The sequence below is a fragment of the Rhizobium sp. RSm-3 genome (assembly GCF_001854685.1).
Lineage (GTDB): Bacteria > Pseudomonadota > Alphaproteobacteria > Rhizobiales > Rhizobiaceae > Rhizobium > Rhizobium ecuadorense.
Genome location: NZ_MAWZ01000057.1, coordinates 146331 through 161989 on the forward strand (window position 1 = coordinate 146331; position 15659 = coordinate 161989).

The 15659-nt window shown below is 61.7% G+C and carries 14 protein-coding genes; 8 read left to right on the forward strand and 6 right to left on the reverse strand.

All coding sequences use genetic code 11. The features are described from left to right. Positions 1 to 139: 139 nt before the first annotated feature. The 3 genes from denD to ligD all read right to left on the reverse strand — a co-directional run bounded on the left by denD (position 140) and on the right by ligD (position 4742). Positions 140 to 1132, reverse strand: coding sequence for a D-erythronate dehydrogenase (gene denD, locus BBJ66_RS27920; RefSeq protein WP_071091538.1), 993 nt, complete (start codon positions 1130 to 1132; stop codon positions 140 to 142). A gap of 51 nt (positions 1133 to 1183) precedes the next feature. Beyond that, positions 1184 to 1909 carry a FadR/GntR family transcriptional regulator gene (locus BBJ66_RS27925; RefSeq protein ID WP_049735822.1) on the reverse strand — a complete coding sequence of 242 codons (726 nt, stop codon included), beginning with the start codon at positions 1907 to 1909 and terminating at the stop codon, positions 1184 to 1186. A 196-nt stretch (positions 1910 to 2105) separates the two neighbouring features. Further along, the gene (gene ligD / locus BBJ66_RS27930) at positions 2106 to 4742 is read right to left on the reverse strand and encodes a DNA ligase D (protein WP_071091908.1); all 2637 of its coding nucleotides are present in this window, start codon (positions 4740 to 4742) and stop codon (positions 2106 to 2108) included. A gap of 190 nt (positions 4743 to 4932) precedes the next feature. Here ligD and BBJ66_RS27935 point away from each other — a divergent pair, with 190 nt between their 5' ends. Then, entirely contained in the window at positions 4933 to 6699 is a 1767-nt protein-coding gene (locus BBJ66_RS27935; protein WP_071091541.1) for an SLC13 family permease, read from the forward strand. Between the two features lie 64 nt (positions 6700 to 6763). On the opposite strand, the gene BBJ66_RS27940 is transcribed toward BBJ66_RS27935, so the two are convergent. After that, positions 6764 to 7003, reverse strand: coding sequence for a hypothetical protein (locus BBJ66_RS27940; protein ID WP_071091550.1), 240 nt, complete (start codon positions 7001 to 7003; stop codon positions 6764 to 6766). A gap of 180 nt (positions 7004 to 7183) precedes the next feature. Here BBJ66_RS27940 and BBJ66_RS27945 point away from each other — a divergent pair, with 180 nt between their 5' ends. Both BBJ66_RS27945 and BBJ66_RS27950 read left to right on the forward strand, forming a co-directional pair. Further along, entirely contained in the window at positions 7184 to 7669 is a 486-nt protein-coding gene (locus BBJ66_RS27945; RefSeq protein ID WP_071091552.1) for a DMT family transporter, read from the forward strand. Then, positions 7666 to 8106 (forward strand): DMT family transporter, encoded by a 441-nt coding sequence (locus tag BBJ66_RS27950; RefSeq protein WP_071091555.1) that lies wholly within the window; start codon positions 7666 to 7668, stop codon positions 8104 to 8106. Before BBJ66_RS27945 ends, BBJ66_RS27950 begins: the two co-directional genes overlap by 4 nt. A 45-nt stretch (positions 8107 to 8151) precedes the next feature. Here the strand turns inward: BBJ66_RS27950 and BBJ66_RS27955 are convergent, their stop codons facing one another. Next, positions 8152 to 8376 (reverse strand): hypothetical protein, encoded by a 225-nt coding sequence (locus tag BBJ66_RS27955; protein ID WP_071091558.1) that lies wholly within the window; start codon positions 8374 to 8376, stop codon positions 8152 to 8154. A gap of 362 nt (positions 8377 to 8738) precedes the next feature. After that, complete coding sequence (gene yghX / locus BBJ66_RS27960) at positions 8739 to 9626, reverse strand: YghX family hydrolase (RefSeq protein ID WP_071091561.1); 888 nt, start codon at positions 9624 to 9626, stop codon at positions 8739 to 8741. 297 nt (positions 9627 to 9923) lie between these two features. Between yghX and BBJ66_RS27965 the strand changes: the two genes are divergently transcribed. The 5 genes from BBJ66_RS27965 (at position 9924) to BBJ66_RS27985 (ending at position 15336) form a co-directional block, all read left to right on the forward strand. Beyond that, positions 9924 to 11081: a Gfo/Idh/MocA family protein gene (locus BBJ66_RS27965; RefSeq protein WP_071091564.1), complete on the forward strand. Its 1158-nt coding sequence runs from the start codon at positions 9924 to 9926 to the stop codon at positions 11079 to 11081. A gap of 13 nt (positions 11082 to 11094) precedes the next feature. Further along, on the forward strand, positions 11095 to 11979 hold the full coding sequence (locus tag BBJ66_RS27970; RefSeq protein WP_071091568.1) for a carbohydrate ABC transporter permease: 885 nt from the start codon (positions 11095 to 11097) through the stop codon (positions 11977 to 11979). Continuing rightward, positions 11976 to 12833 carry a carbohydrate ABC transporter permease gene (locus tag BBJ66_RS27975; protein WP_049735831.1) on the forward strand — a complete coding sequence of 286 codons (858 nt, stop codon included), beginning with the start codon at positions 11976 to 11978 and terminating at the stop codon, positions 12831 to 12833. Before BBJ66_RS27970 ends, BBJ66_RS27975 begins: the two co-directional genes overlap by 4 nt. A 72-nt stretch (positions 12834 to 12905) precedes the next feature. After that, the gene (locus tag BBJ66_RS27980; RefSeq protein WP_071091572.1) at positions 12906 to 14111 is read left to right on the forward strand and encodes an ABC transporter substrate-binding protein; all 1206 of its coding nucleotides are present in this window, start codon (positions 12906 to 12908) and stop codon (positions 14109 to 14111) included. A 91-nt stretch (positions 14112 to 14202) separates the two neighbouring features. Then, a complete protein-coding gene (locus BBJ66_RS27985; protein ID WP_071091575.1) occupies positions 14203 to 15336 on the forward strand; it encodes an ABC transporter ATP-binding protein in 1134 nt (377 codons plus the stop codon). Positions 15337 to 15659 lie beyond the last annotated feature (323 nt).

A 15659-nucleotide genomic window follows, 5' to 3' on the forward strand; every position in this document is an offset into this window, starting at 1 on the left:
TCACTCCTCCCAGAAATCGAGCGTTACATGCTTTAAGTATTCGTATCTCACTATGTCTTGCCGTCGGCTGTCATCTCTCCCAAGTCCTTCAGCCACCGCAATCCCGCATCTGTGGGGATGGGCCTCCTCCGCCCTCCCCTTAATCTTCGCGGGACGCAGCCGGAGCGTCTTCGGCGAGATAGACCTCGATCAGCTCGTCGACGCTGGTTTCGGCGGTAAAACCCAGTTGCGTCGCGCGTTCAGGCGCAAAGGATTTCGGCCATCCGGCGACGATCCCTTCGATGACCTCGTCGCGGCGGCGGTCGATCAGGTCGACCGCCTCGGGGCCGGCAGCTCGGCGCAACGCGGCGATCTGGTCGGCAACGGTGGCGGCAACGCCTGGCATGGTGAGCGTGCGCCGTGCACCCAGCGACGATGTGTCGAGCGTTGCGGCGTGGATCAGAAATTTGACGGCGGAACGTGGGCTTGCCAGCCAGTGCTTGACTGTTTCCTCAACGGGAAGAACCGCCCGCTGGCCGGCGAGCGGCTCCCGCAGGATTCCGGAAAAGAAGCCCGATGCGGCGGCATTCGGGGCACCCGGCCGGATGACGATGGTCGGCAATCGAATTCCCACGCCGTCGATGAAGCCGCGGCGCGAATAGTCGGCCAGCAGGAGTTCGGATATCGCCTTCTGCACGCCGTAGCTGGTGAGCGGCGCCTGGACGTAATCGTCGGGGATCGGATCGGGAAACGGCGAACCGTAGACCGCGATCGACGAGGAGAAGACGAGCCGGGGAACATAGGCTTGCTGGCTTGCCTCATGACGGATCGCTTCCAACAGCAATCGCGTGCCATCGAGATTGACCCGGTAGCCGAGGTCGAAATTGCGCTCGGCCTCGCCGGAAACGATCGCGGCGAGATGGAAGATCACGTCGGCCCGGCGAGCCGCCAGGGCTTGCGCCGCATCACCTTCGGAAATATCGGCCGCCAGCGCTTCGATCGAGGCAACGGCACCTGATGGCACCGGCGGCGGCGCAATATCCACAAGCGTCATGCGGGTGATCGTTCGAGCGCCGAGGGAACCGCTGCGCGCCAAGCTGGCGGCGAGCTTCCGGCCGATCATTCCGCCCGCCCCGATAATGAGAATATGCATCCTATTCCCCCTGTCTTCGATGTCTCGTCTCTGCCGCTCTTTGCCTGCGAACTAGGCCAGGAGCAGCTTGGTCGTGGTATAAATGCGGGTTTCATGGATCGCGAAGGCCGCGCATGCGGCGTCCGGATCCCGCGTCTCCAGGCCGGCGAGGATCAGCCGGTGATCGGCGATGCTCGTGGCGATCGTGCCGGGCTGCGATACGACGCGCCTGCGGTGGCTCAGAAGATAGGAGTAAAGATCGGCGGCCATATCGGCGAGCACCGCGTTGCCGCTGGACCGGTAGATGGCGGTGTGAAATTCCCGGTCGCAGATCAAAAAACGGACGGGATCGTCACAGGCGGCTTCCTGGGCTGCGATCGACTTGCCGAGATAATCAAGCGTCGACGCTTCCATCTTGACCGCGGCGGCCCTGACGACCTGCGCTTCGATCAGCAGCCTCGCCTCATGAACATTGTCGAGACTATAGGCCGCGATGTCGCGATAGCGCGCCGCCTGTACAGCCAATTCGCCGACATCTTCCGATGCCACCACCGTGCGCGTTCCCTGCGCAACCGAGAGAATTCCATGGGTGGAAAGGATAAGGATCGCGCCGCGGACGGTCTCGCGGCTGACCGAAAGCGCGCCAGCCAGCTCCCGTTCGCTGGGCAGCGGATCGCCTGTCTTGAGGATGCCGGTAGCGATGAAGGTCGCGATTTTCTGGACGACGAAGTCCTTCATCGACTTCTTCGGCGCTCCCTCAAGCGTCGCAACCTCTTCGAGCATGGCTCGCACATCCATCGCCATGCCCTCCCCCTGAGGTCTACTGGTCCGGTAAGTGGGCCAGTAGACCTCAGGGGCAATGGATTGTCAAACGCTTGATGCCCGTAATCCACTCCGCAGTAATTTGGAGCGGTTTTATGAAGGGCAAGATCGGCACGCGGAGAAAATTCATCCCGACAAACACTGGCCACGGGCGGACTGTTGTTATTCGCGCTCAAGCCGCGTTCGAGGCTTTGCCAAGGCGTTTGATCGCCTGCTCCAGCGGCCGCTGGCCGTCGCCATAATTCTCCCAGGCTGACGATTTCGACAGGAGCGCCGGCACGGTGCGGATGGTGAAGCGTTTTGGGTCGAGATCGGATTTGACTTGGGCCCAGGTCAGCGGCATCGACACGGTGGCGCCCGGCCGCGCCCGGGGCGACAGAGGCGCGACAGCCGTCGCCATCCGGTCATTGCGGAGATAATCGAGGAAGATGCGGCCGTTCCTCAGGCTCTTGGTCATCTTGATCAGATAGAGATCGGCATTGTCGCGCGCCATCTGCTGGCAGACGTCATGCGCGAAGCTCTTTGCCTCCGCCCAGGAAAGGGGCTTGCGTTTGTTGATCGCCAGCGGCGTGACGACATGCAGGCCTTTGCCGCCCGTGGTCTTGCAGAAGCTGACAAGACCCAGAGCGCCGAGACGGTCGTGCATTTCGCGGGCGGCGGCAACGACGGTGGAGAACGGCACGTCGGGGCCGGGGTCGAGGTCGAACACGAGCCGGCCCGGCACCTCCGGCTTGTGCTGTTGACAATTCCAGGGATGCAGCTCGACGGCGCCGATCTGCGCGACGGCGGCCAGACCCTCGACCCGGTCGATCTGCAGATAGGGCTTTTTGTCGCCGAAGACCTTGACCAGTTCGAGAAGGTTCGAGGTGCCGGGCATCGCATGGCGCTGAAAGAACTGCTCGCCGCTGAGCCCGTCGGGCGCGCGGATGATCGAACAGGGGCGCCCCTCGATATGCGCGATCATCCAGCCGCCGACGGCTTCATAATAGCGGGCCAGCTCTTCCTTGGTCACCGGTCTGCCGTCATTGGCATCCGGCCATAGCGGCTTGTCCGGATTGGAGATCATCACGCCCATGACCTCGGCTTTGGCGCCCTTTCGGCGGGCGGGCCTCGCCTTCTCCGCCGCCGGCTCCGGCACGTCGGTCTCTGCTGGCTTGGCCGGCCGTTCGGCCTTGACCTCCTTGGCCGGCTTGTCCTCGCGCAGTCCCTTGAAGGCCGCCTGGCGGACGATGCCGTCGGCGGTCCAGCCGGCGAACTCGATTTCCGCCACCAGCTTGGGTTTCAGCCAGGTGACGCCGGCCTCTTTCTTCGGCGCGCCGATGCCGGTGAAGGGCGATTTCGCCGCCTCGAGCGCCTGCAGCTTCGGAAGCAGCGTTTCGATTTTCTTGGCGCCATATCCCGTGCCGACGCGGCCGACATAGACGAAGTGGTCGCCGCGGTAGACGCCGACCAGCAGCGATCGGAATTTGCCGTCGGTCCTGGCAAAGGCGCCGATCACCACTTCATGGCCGGCGCGGCATTTCGACTTGGCCCAGCTGTCGGTGCGGCCCGATTGATAGGGTGCGTCGCTCTGTTTGGAGACGATGCCTTCGAGCGACAGCTTGCAGGCAGAACGAAGGACCGCATCGCCGCCGGTCTCGACATGCTCGACGAAACGGATCCGAGGATCGTCACCGGCATCCGACAGCAAGCTCTGAAGCCGTGCTTTGCGCTCGACGACAGGCAGAGATCGCAGGTCCTCGTCCCCCTCGTAGAGAAGATCGAAGGCGAAATAGACGAGATCGCCGGTCCTGCCTTCCGAAATGGCGGCCTGCAGGGCGGCGAAATCCGGCACGCCATGGTCGTCGAGAGCACAGATCTCGCCGTCGATGATGGCGTCGGGCAGCGCCGACGCTGCCTCGGCGATCTCCGGATATTTGCCGGTCCAGTCGAGTCCCTTCCGGGTCTTCAGGGTCACTTCGCCCTCGACTATGCGCATCTGGATACGGTAGCCGTCGAACTTGATCTCGTGAATCCAGCCCTCGCCGGCCGGCGGCCGCTCCAGCGTCTGGCAAAGCTGCGGCGCGATGAAATCAGGAAGGTCGATCCTTGCCGCCGTTTTCGGCGTCCTGCCGGCCTCCTCCTTCCGCTCTTCGGCGGCCAGCCCGTGATTGCTGTCCCATATGGCATCCGCCTTGATATCGCCGCCCTTGATCATGAACGGCTTCGGCTTGCGGCCTTTGCCGGCGGCGATCGCCTCCATCGTCCGGCCGGAGGCGACGGAGGTGTCGTTTTCCTCAAGCACCGCTGCGCCATCTTCCTCGACCGAGAAGGCGTCGTGGTGCTTGATCAGCAGCCAGTTGGTTCGCTTGCCGCCGTCGCGGTCATTGCGCATGCGCACCAGCACGAAGCTGCCGTGCAACCTTTCGCCTTCCAGGGTGAACTTGAAGTCACCCTTGGCAAGCGCCTGCTCCGGGCTCTTCTTTCCCTCGGGCTCCCAATAGCCGCGGTCCCACAGCATCACCGTGCCGCCACCATACTGGCCTTTCGGGATCGTGCCTTCGAAGTCGCCATAATCGAGCGGGTGATCCTCGACCTCGACGGCCAGCCGCTTGTCCTGCGGATCGAGCGATGGGCCTTTGGTCACAGCCCAGGATTTGAAGACGCCGTCGAGCTCGAGGCGCAGATCATAATGCAGCCGGGTGGCGTCATGTTTCTGGATGACGAAGCGGCGGCGGTTGCTGCGCGCGATCTGCTTCTCGCCGCTCGGCTCCGCCGTCTTTCGAAAATCGCGCTTCGATCGATATGTCGAGAGGTTGTCCCTGGCCATGGTCGTTCCCGCAAGCCGCATCCACGCACAAAATGCCGGCTAGGGGCTGGAAGTTCCATGACGGCCTTCTCCGGCGGCGGCTTGCCGGGGCTCCCGATGCGTCGGCGACAGGAGGCGATGCAAAAAAATCCTCGGCGCGTCGTATCGTTCTCGTGCTTCAAGCGTTAATTGCTACCACCGGGATGCAAACATGCGCATTGACCAATGGCTCTCTCTTCTCATCATCGCGCTCATGATGGGCGCCTTCGTCTGGGGGCGTTATCGATACGATATCGTCGCCGTGAGTTCGCTTCTCGTCGCGATCATTGCCGGCATCGTCCCTGCCAAAATCGCCTTTTCCGGTTTTGCCGATGACATCGTCATCATCGTCGGCAGCGCGCTGATCGTCAGTGCGGCGATCTCCCGATCGGGGATCATGGATCTCGCGCTCCGCCGATTTTCTCCGGAAAGACGCGGGCCACGCATGCAGCTGATCATTCTGGTCGCCATCGTTGCGGCGCTCTCGGCTTTCGTCAAAAATATCGGCGCACTGGCGATCATGATCCCGGTTGCCGTGCAGATGGCGCGGAAATCCCGCGTGTCGCCGTCCATGTTCCTGATGCCGATGTCTTTCGCCTCTCTGCTCGGCGGGCTGATGACGCAGATCGGCACATCGCCGAATATCATCGTTTCCCGGGTGCGCGAGGAGATCACCGGGCAGCCGTTCACAATGTTCGACTATACGCCCGTCGGCCTGACGCTCGCGGTCACAGGCGTCGTCTTTCTGGGGCTGTTCTACAAGCTGCTTCCCGAGAGATCGCGGGTGGAAACATCGATGGACGAGGCGGTGGCGATCAAGAATTACACGACCGAAGCCAAGGTCGTCACGCCGTCGGCGGCGATCGGCCGCTCCGTCAGCTGGCTGCAGAAACCGGCCGGCGGCGATGCGATGGTGACCGCGATCATCGGCGGCAGCGGCCAGAGACGAACGCCCCTTCCCGACACCGTGATTAGGGATGGCGACCTTCTGATTATCGAGGGGGAGCAGAGCGCCCTCGACAAGATCGTCAGCGAAGCCAGGCTGCAGCTGTCCGATCGTAAACACGAGCCCGAGATGCGCCGGGACATCAGTTCCGTCGAAGCCATCGTCGGCGAACATTCCCGCCTGATCGGCGTCAGCGCCAAAGACATCGCCCTCTTCCACAATACCGGCCTCAACCTTCTTGCCGTCAGCCGCCGGGACAGGCGCATCACCGAGCGTCTGGGCGAGATCAAGATCCGCAATGGCGATGTCGTGGTTCTGCAGGGCGACTTGCAGAAACTGCCGGATCTTTTGCGCGAATGGGGATGTTTGCCGCTGGTCGAGCGGGATTTGAAGCTCGGCAACGCCCGCAACGGCATGATCCCCGTCATCATCCTGCTGGCGACGATGGGGGCGACGGCCTTCGGCGGCATCCCCGTCGCGACGGCATTTTTCGCCGCCGCCTTTCTGATGGTGATGACCGGATCCATTCCGTTACGTGAGGTCTATCATCATCTCGATGCGCCCATCCTGATCATGCTGGCCGCTCTCATCCCGATCAGCGATTCGCTCAGGACCACCGGAACCACCGACATCATCGCCGACCTCCTGTCGCGCACCGCCGAAATGCTCCCGCCATTCGGCGCCCTGGCTCTCATCCTGGTCGCGGCGATGGCCGTGACGCCGTTTTTGAACAATGCGGCGACCGTTCTGGTCATGGCGCCGATCGCCGCGACCTTTGCCGCCAAGCTGGGCTTTCGCCCGGATGCGTTTCTAATGGCGGTGGCCATCGGCGCCGGCTGTGATTTCCTCACGCCGATCGGCCACCAGTGCAACACGCTGGTCATGGGGCCGGGCGGATATCGATTTGGCGACTATGCGCGATTGGGCCTGCCACTCTCGCTCATCGTCGTGCTGGTCAGCGTGCCTGCCCTGCTGGCCGTCTGGCCGATCTGACCCGGCAGATTCGGTCCACGCCGCGCGGCAATTCAGGCTGCGCCGGCGGCGCAGCCTTGCAGTCTTACTTCCACTGCGTCGCGTCGGCGGCAGCGCAGCCCAAAGGTGGCAGGGAACCGGCAAAGGTGGTTTTCAGCTTGGCGCAGCCCCAGCTGTTGATCGGGCCGGGCATGGCATTGTTGAGGGTGATGCCGATTTCATCATAGGGGCTGTCGGTGTTGCTGACATAGCGATACCAGCGAAAACCGGTAAAGACGACGACGGCCAGAGCGATCACCAGCAGCAGGCGAAGCAATTTTCTCATCATATTTCCTTTAAGTGCAAACGCCGCCACTTAGCATTCCGATGCCGAAGCGGAAAGCTCCGGCCGGATGCAGGACGCGCCAATTCTGCCGCGTCTTTTGCGCCTCCTGAAAAGCGGCGCGTGCTGTGGTAGCAATCTGAAAAATACCGGGCGCAATCGATTCTTTTGACGGGATCTGCAATGACCAGCGAAGCGGCACGCAATCCGCATCCCATCTATTTCATCGGCGCTTTTGCGACCGGTGGGCTCCTCACCTTCATGGTGCATCTCAATGGGGAGTTGGCGCGCTACGCCAATCCGCTGTTCTCATCCTGGACCGCGCACGGCACAGGCATGGTCGCCGCCCTCATTCTTCTTTTGGCGCTCTACCGCCGGCGCACGCCGATGCCGGGAAAAACCGCAAGAGCGCCCTTGTGGGCCTATCTCGGTGGGGTCTCCGGCGCCGCAACCGTCATTCTGACCTCGACGACGGTCAATTCGCCGCTCGGGCTCTCCGGCACCTTGGCTTTGGGTTTGGCAGGCCAGGTCGCTTTCAGCTTGGCGGCCGACAGCTGGGGACTGTTCGGCCTGCCGAGGCGGCGCCCGGATCTCCAAGACATCGCCGCGCTCGGCCTGGTCGTCACCGGCGGCGCACTCATTATCCTGTTCGGGCGAGGTGGAGCGTGACGATATTCGTTCTCCTGGCCTGCCTCGGCGGCGTGCTCGTCGGCCTCAGCCGTCAGCTCAATGGGCGGCTGAGCATATCCACCACACCGCTGATCGCATCCTTCTGGAACCATGCCGTCGGTTTTGCTGTCCTCACCGGCCTCGGCCTCTTTGTCGGAGGCCTGCTTCCCGCCGGTGCCGCCCAGGCGCCCTGGTATATTTATCTCGGTGGTCCGATCGGCGTCGTCTTCGTGGCGGCAGGCAGTTGGGCGATCGCGCGCATCGGCGCGGTCAATGCAGCCCTGCTGATCATTGGCGGCCAGATGGTAACCGGGGTGGCGTTTGATTATCTCAGCGCCGTTCCGACCTCGTTTTGGGCGAACGCGACCGGAATTGTTCTGATCGTCGGCGGAATGATGGTCAGCCGCAGGCGACGCAAAAGCGGCGGCGCGCAATAGCCGCCAGCAATTCTGCCTGAGTAAGACCGCGGATATTCTCGGAATTTATAGGTTGGTTTGTTCGTCCAAGGTGGAAAGAGCATCCTGCAGTCTGAGTGCCGCAAGTGCCTTCGTCGCCTCATCCGAAGACCATCCGGCCTCCAGCGCCGCAGCCAGCACCAGCGATTCCGTTTGAAGCTCGAGCTTCTCGTAAAGCGGCTCAAGGGCTTCGCGCGCCGTTACAAGATGCTGGTCCGGTGGAGTGATGGATGTCGCGGCAACCGTAGGCATGAATGCTCCTCCTTTTGAACGCTAAGGTTCGTAACCCAATGACGGGCATCCTTGTTCCGTGCGCATCGCATTTTGGCCTGATCATCGATGACAGAACGTATTCTGAAATCCCGACGGTCGGTACTTCGCCGTTTGAGGCCGTCTCCAGCGTCGAGCGAAAACCTCCGCCCGATTAAAAGCCAGCAGACAGGCTACCGCATAATTGCTTAAATCGGAAGCGGCTTGAGGATTAAGCCGCGATTCAGGCCGTTACAGCGCTCTTTGCGCGTCAATGCGATTGGCGACCGCGCTCTTCCATCGGCGGGCGGCAAACAGCCGGGCGGGAATGCCCTTCCCGCCCGCCGATCATTCAAGCCACTCCCTCAGGCGAGGTATTTCGTGAACCAATCCACAGTTCGCTGCCAGGCGAGCTTGGCGGCTGCTTCGTCGTAGCGCGGCGTGGAATCATTGTGGAAGCCGTGATTGACGTCGGGATAGACATAGGCCTCATAGGTTTTTCCCGCTGATTTCAGCGCCGCTTCATAGGCCGGCCAGCCTTCATTGATGCCCTTGTCCAGCCCGGCATAATGGAGAAGCAGGGGCGCCTTGATCTTCGGCACGTCCTCGGCGCGCGGCTGCCTGCCGTAGAAAGGCACGGCGGCGGCAAGTTCGGGATAGGCGACCGCCGCGGCATTGGCGACGCCGCCGCCGTAGCAGAAGCCGGTAATCCCCACCTTGCCGGTGGTGAGATCGCTCTTCATCAGAAACTCGACGGCCGCGAAGAAGTCGTTCATCAGCTTTTCCGGGTCGACCTTCTGCTGCAGCTCCCGCCCCTTTTCGTCATTGCCGGGATAACCGCCGACCGAAGTCAGTCCGTCCGGCGCCAGCGCGATGAAACCGGCCTTCGCCACGCGGCGCGCCACATCCTCGATATAGGGGTTGAGGCCTCTGTTTTCGTGCACGACCACGACGGCCGCGACCTTGCCGGTGGCGTTTTTCGGGCGGACGAGATAGGCGCGGACCTCGCCGTTTCCTTTCGGCGAGGGATAGGTGATGTATTCGGCCACGATGTCGGGATCGGTGAACTCGACCTGGGTTGCCAGCGCATAGTCGGGGCTCAGCGACGAAAGAATGGCGGCTGCCGTCAGCCCGCCGACGGCGAATTTGGCGGCCCGGTCGAGAAACTCGCGCTTGGTGATTCTCCCATGCGCGTAGTAATCATAGAGTTCGAGAAGTTCCTGCGGGAAATCCTTGGCTGTCATGCGGGTCATGATGGCTCCTCCTGGCCTCGGGTTCTCAGATCATCCTACACACGTAAACTCGCGGTTCTTTTCAACATTTCGCGAGATGAGCGTGAGGCCCGAATTCGCCTGCCGCCTCAGGCGCGTGCGGGCGTTTCCATGCTGCAATCGACGTCCGGCCGGTCGCGGCGCACAATCGGCAGCCGCCTACCGATCTATGAAAATAAATTTCATACTCATGCTGTGTGGCCCGTTTTCTATTGACGCCTCTCGTTTTTTGTCCCAACTTAAAGAAAATAAATTACCTAAACTGGGAACTTGATCGGCATGAAAGTGGGAATCATCGGGCTCGGATTCCGGCTCGGCTATCTCGGCTACGTCTTCAAAGCGATCGATAGCAGCTTCGACATTGTCGGCTATGTGGATCCGGAACCCGCCGGGCTTCCCGGATTGACGGAAAAGGGAATTTCGGTCGGCAAGGCCTATGGCTCGCCGCAGGAACTGCTCGCTTCCGAAAAGCTCGATCTGCTGATGATCGGCTCCCCCAACCACCTGCATCTCGGCCATATCAGGCTCGGGCTTGAGGCCGGCCTCAAGGTCTTCTGCGAAAAGCCGATCGTTACCACGATTGCCGAAAGCATCGAGCTGGCGCATCTGATGGCGAAGTTCGGCCATGAGCGGCTGATGGTCGGCCTGGTGCTGCGTTATTCGCCCCTCTACAAGGATCTGCGCGCCATCCAGGCCGAGGGCAAGCTCGGCCAGATCGTCTCGATCGAGGCGTCCGAACACATCGAGCCCTATCACGGCGCCTTCTTCATGCGCGACTGGCGCCGCTACGAGCGCTATTCCGGCAGCTTCATGCTGGAGAAATGCTGCCACGACCTCGACCTCTATAATGGCGTTGTCGGCGCACGGCCGGAGCGCGTCGCCAGTTTCGGCGGCCGCAAGAGCTTCACTCCGGCCAACGACCCTGCGCGCGAGGGCATCAACGATCTCGAGCTTTTCCATCGCAAGCCGAGCGGCTGGATGGGATCGGACAAGGTCTTCGACAGCGATGCCGACATCATCGATTACCAGGTGGCGATCGTCGAATATGAAAATGGCGTCGGCATGAACTTCCACACCAATCTGAATGTGCCCGACCAGTTCCGCCGTTTCGCCATCATGGGCTCGCGCGGCATGGCCGAAGGCGATTTCGTGCGCGGCTATCTCGACGTGCACGAGCAGCTGACCGGCAACAAGGTGGTGGAAAACAAATATGCCGCCACCGAGCTCTCCCAGCATTACGGCGCCGATGAGCAGATGGCGAGCGACCTCCTGGAAAGCGTGCGCACCGGGCTCGAACTTCCCGTGTCTACGCTGAACGCGCTCGAAGCCGGCATTCTGGCGCTGGCGATGGACGAAGCGAGGATGAAGAAAACCGTCGTCGACCTGCGTCCCATCTGGGACCGCTTCGACGAGGCCCTTCACGCCAGAGCGGCTTGAGGACGGCGGCAAGATGAGTGTTCAAAGAAGCGCCTTCATCTTCGCCTGGATCCTCCTCCTTCCGGCCGTTCTCTATGTTCTCGCCATCGTTGCCTATCCCCTCGTCGATACGTTCATCCTCTCCTTCACCGATGCGTCGCTGAAGAAGACCACCAACTGGGTCGGCTGGGTCAATTACGAGAAGATCTTCAACGCCACCTTTGCCGAGGTCATCTTCCGCACCTTCATCTGGACCTTCTTCTCGGTCGCGCTGAAAATGGTGATCGGCACCTTCGGCGCGACGATGCTGAATGCCGCCGTGCCCGGCCGCTCGCTGTTCCGGCTCCTGACCATGCCGCCCTGGATCGTGCCGATGGCGATCGGCATCTTCATGTGGGGCTGGATGTATAATGGCCAGTTCGGGATGATCTCGGGCGTCTTGCAGCGCTTCGGCCTTGTCGACGGTCCGGTCGCCTTCCTCGCCTATGGCAGCACCGCCTTCTGGGCGACCATCGTCACCGATGTCTGGATCGGCGTGCCGCTGGTGACGATCTATTTCCTGGCGGCGATCCAGTCGATTCCGAAGGATCTCTACGAGGCCGCCTGGACCGACGGCGCCGGCCGCTGGTACCGCTTCCGCCGCATCACCCTGCCGCTGATGGTGCCCGCCATCATCACCATGTCGATGCTGTCGCTGATCGCCACCTTCAATTCGTTCGACATCATCTGGATCCTGACCCAGGGCGGGCCGAGCGGCGAGACGACGACGATGATCATCGACACCTATCAGACCGCCATCGGCTCGAAGAAATACGGTGAAGGGGCGGCGCGCGCCGTGCTGATCTGCATCTTCCTGTCGCTCTTCTGCTTTGCCTATTTCCGCGTCACCCGCCGCCTCAATCCGGAGAAGCGCGCATGAGCAGCCCCGCCATGATCGACCGTTACCGCTGGTGGGAGATCATCCTGATCTATTGCGGCATCGCGCTGTTTCTGTTCTTCGTGCTGGCGCCCTTCTTCGAAGGCTTCATGGTGTCGCTGAAGCCGCTCAGCCAGCTCTTCTCCTCGCCCTACCGCTTCTGGCCGGAGAATGGTTCCTTCGAGGCCTACCGGACGATGTGGGTCAGCGTGCCGGGTTTCGGGCGCTATATCTTCAACTCCTTCTTCATCTCGATCATCGTCACGCTGATCGTGCTCTGCCTCGTCATTCCGGCGGCCTATGCCTTCGCCAAGTTCGAATTCAAGGGCATGGGCATCCTGCTCGGCGCCTTCCTGACGGTGAACATGTTCTCCGGCGCCGTGCTGCTGATCCCGCTCTTCCGGCTGATGCGCAGCATGGGCGTGCTCAACACCTATCTCGCCATGATCGTGCCGGGTGTCGCCTTCCTGATCCCCTCGGCGATCTGGCTGCTGCGCACCTATATGATCCGCATCCCGCAGGAACTCAACGAAGCCGCCTATATGGATGGCGCCAGCCATTTCTACACGCTACGCCGCGTCATCCTGCCGATTGCGATGCCGGGGATCATCGTCGTCGCCATCACCACCTTCATCGGCGCTTACGCCCAGCAATTCATCTTCGCGCTGACCTTCAACTCGAAGACCGAATACATGCCCCTTCCGGTGGGCCTCTTTGCTTACTTCGGCAAGCAGGAGGTCATCTGGAACGAACTGATGGCGGCTTCCTTCGTCGGCATCGCGCCGGCGATGGTCGTCATCTTCTTCCTTCAGCGCTACCTTGTCGGCGGGCTGACCGCCGGTGCGGTGAAACAATAAGATCAAAAACGAGTGAACAGCTAACACAAGAACGGGAGTCACGACGTGAGCATAACAATCAAGACAGGCCTTATGGCGCTCGCTTTGCTTGGTTCGACGGCATTGACCGCGGTCACTGCCCATGCGGCCGACAAGGAAATCAGCTGGATCTATTGCGGCGACACGATCGACCCGGTCCACGTCAAATACATCAAGCAGTGGGAAGAAAAGAACGCAGGCTGGAAGATCACGCCTGAGGTTGTCGGCTGGGCGCAGTGCCAGGACAAGGCGACGACGCTTGCCGCCGCCGGCACGCCTGTTGCCATGGCCTATGTCGGCTCGCGCACGCTGAAGGAATTCGCGCAGAACGATCTGATCGTTCCGGTGCCGATGACCGATGACGAGAAGAAGACCTACTATCCCCACATCGTCGACACGGTGACCTTCGAGGGCAACCAGTGGGGCGTTCCGATCGCCTTCTCCACCAAGGCGCTCTACTGGAACAAGGATCTCTTCAAGCAGGCCGGCCTTGACCCCGAGAAGCCGCCGAAGACCTGGGCCGAAGAAATCGAGATGGCAAAGACCATCAAGGAAAAGACCGGCATTCCGGGTTACGGTCTCTCCGCCAAGACGTTCGACAACACCATGCACCAGTTCATGCATTGGGTTTACACCAATAACGGCGCGGTGACCGATGCCGAAGGCAAGGTCACGCTCGACAGCCCGCAGATTCTCGCCGCGCTGAAGGCCTATAAGGACATCGTCCCCTACTCCGAAGAAGGCCCGACGGCCTATGAGCAGAACGAAGTCCGCGCCATCTTCCTCGACGGCAAGGTGGCGATGATCCAGGCCGGCTCGGGTGCGGCCGACCGCCTGAAGAAGACGCAGATCAGCTGGGGCATCACCACGCTGCCGCTCGGCCCCGATGCCAAGGGCCCGGGCACGCTCTTGATCACCGACAGCCTGGCGATCTTCAAGGGCTCCGGCGTCGAGGACAAGGCGACCGAGTTCGCCAAGTTCATCACCTCCCCGGATGTCCAGTCGGAATACGAGCTGCAGGGCGGCGCCGGCCTCACGCCGCTGCGCCCCTCGGCAAAGGTCGACGAGTTCGTCGCCAAGGATCCCTACTGGAAGCCGCTCATCGAGGGCATCAGCTATGGTGGTCCCGAGCCGCTCTTCACCGACTATAAGGGCTTCCAGAACTCGATGATCGAGATGATCCAGTCGGTTGTCACAGGCAAGGCCGAACCGGAAGCCGCACTCAAGAAGGCTGCCGGCGAAATCGAAGCCTTCAAGTAAGCCCTTTTGAGGCTCCCTGGGGTCGCGGCACAAGCCGCGGCCCCTCCCCACTATCGAATGTGCGACGAAGGCCGCCGGCGGAGACAGATTTTTGGGACAGCTCCTTCTCAACAAAGTTCAGAAATTCTACGGCGACTACGAAGTTCTGAAGGGCGTGCAGCTCGAGGTGAGGAATGGCGAGTTTGTCGTCTTCGTCGGGCCGTCGGGCTGCGGCAAATCCACCCTCCTGCGGATGATCGCCGGCCTCGATGCGACGACGGCAGGCGACATCGTCATCAACGGCGTCAGGGTCAACGACCTGCCGCCCGTCAAGCGCGGCATTGCCATGGTGTTCCAGTCCTACGCGCTCTATCCGCACATGACCGTCTTCGAGAACATCGCCTTCCCGCTGCGTGTCGAGAAGATGGAAGAGGCAAAGCTCAAGGCCAGGGTGGAAAATGCGGCGCGCATTCTGCATCTCGAGGAGCGGCTGCAGCAGAAGCCCGGCATGCTCTCCGGCGGCCAGCGCCAGCGCGTCGCGATCGGCCGCGCCATCGTGCGCGAACCGAAAATCTTCCTGTTCGACGAGCCGCTCTCCAACCTCGACGCGGCTCTGCGCGCCGACATGCGCATCGAGCTTGCCAAGCTGCACCGGCAGCTGAAGGCGACGATGATCTATGTCACGCATGACCAGGTGGAGGCCATGACCATGGCCGACCGCATCGTCGTGCTCGACGCCGGCAATATCTCCCAGACCGGCGCGCCGCTGGAGCTCTATCACAAGCCCGCCAACCAGTTCGTCGCCGGCTTCATCGGCAACCCGAAAATGAATTTTCTCCCCGTCACCTGCAAGGGCGTCAGCGCCGCCGGCGTCGAGGTGGAATATCGCGGCCAGACCGCCCTTCTGCCGGTAACGCCGCGCGACGGCATATCAGGCAAGACCCTGACCCTCGGCATCCGCCCGGAGCATATCCAACTGAACGGCGGCGACATCGTCTTTACCGTCACCCCGACCGTGATCGAGCGTCTCGGCGCCAACACGGTCGCTTACGCCTCGCTCAACGGCGAGGCCGAAAATTTCTGCGCCATGCTCCCCGGCAGCGTCGGCATCCGCGCGGATGCGCCTGTCGCAACAGGTATCAATGCCGCGGATTGCCATCTCTTCGATGAGGCGGGCATCGCGTTTGAACGGCGCGTAGAACTGACGGAAATCGATATGAATGTGATCAACCCGACTGCGGCTTGAGTGGCTGGCTCCATGTCGGCGGTTCGTCCTGCCAAGGGTCGGTTCTGACCGGGGCGAAATGACATCATAGGCAATTACGGCTGCCCGCCGGCATGAGTTCGGAGTGTTTCACTCTACGAACTCGTTGGACAATCTCCTGCGCATGGGAGTGTCCCCCAGATTTCATGCGAGTTTCCGGCATCAGCGCCGCGCAGTCCATAAAGTTGCTATGGGGAGACGTGTCTGTTTTTGACCGTCGAACTGGAACCCCATCTGCAGTCTATCCGGTTACTAAGGCTCGTCGGCTTGCCGCGGGAATGTGCCCAGATCAGCCATTTTGGGAT

What these genes read in the sequence shown, in the direction of transcription:
- denD (WP_071091538.1), bottom strand. Translation starts at nt 1,132, where the DNA reads ATGCATATTCTCATTATCGGGGCGGGCGGAATGATCGGCCGGAAGCTC.
- BBJ66_RS27925 (WP_049735822.1), bottom strand. Translation starts at nt 1,909, where the DNA reads ATGGATGTGCGAGCCATGCTCGAAGAGGTTGCGACGCTTGAGGGAGCG.
- ligD (WP_071091908.1), bottom strand. Translation starts at nt 4,742, where the DNA reads ATGGCCAGGGACAACCTCTCGACATATCGATCGAAGCGCGATTTTCGA.
- BBJ66_RS27935 (WP_071091541.1), top strand. Translation starts at nt 4,933, where the DNA reads ATGCGCATTGACCAATGGCTCTCTCTTCTCATCATCGCGCTCATGATG.
- BBJ66_RS27940 (WP_071091550.1), bottom strand. Translation starts at nt 7,003, where the DNA reads ATGAGAAAATTGCTTCGCCTGCTGCTGGTGATCGCTCTGGCCGTCGTC.
- BBJ66_RS27945 (WP_071091552.1), top strand. Translation starts at nt 7,184, where the DNA reads ATGACCAGCGAAGCGGCACGCAATCCGCATCCCATCTATTTCATCGGC.
- BBJ66_RS27955 (WP_071091558.1), bottom strand. Translation starts at nt 8,376, where the DNA reads ATGCCTACGGTTGCCGCGACATCCATCACTCCACCGGACCAGCATCTT.
- yghX (WP_071091561.1), bottom strand. Translation starts at nt 9,626, where the DNA reads ATGACCCGCATGACAGCCAAGGATTTCCCGCAGGAACTTCTCGAACTC.
- BBJ66_RS27965 (WP_071091564.1), top strand. Translation starts at nt 9,924, where the DNA reads ATGAAAGTGGGAATCATCGGGCTCGGATTCCGGCTCGGCTATCTCGGC.
- BBJ66_RS27970 (WP_071091568.1), top strand. Translation starts at nt 11,095, where the DNA reads ATGAGTGTTCAAAGAAGCGCCTTCATCTTCGCCTGGATCCTCCTCCTT.
- BBJ66_RS27975 (WP_049735831.1), top strand. Translation starts at nt 11,976, where the DNA reads ATGAGCAGCCCCGCCATGATCGACCGTTACCGCTGGTGGGAGATCATC.
- BBJ66_RS27980 (WP_071091572.1), top strand. Translation starts at nt 12,906, where the DNA reads ATGGCGCTCGCTTTGCTTGGTTCGACGGCATTGACCGCGGTCACTGCC.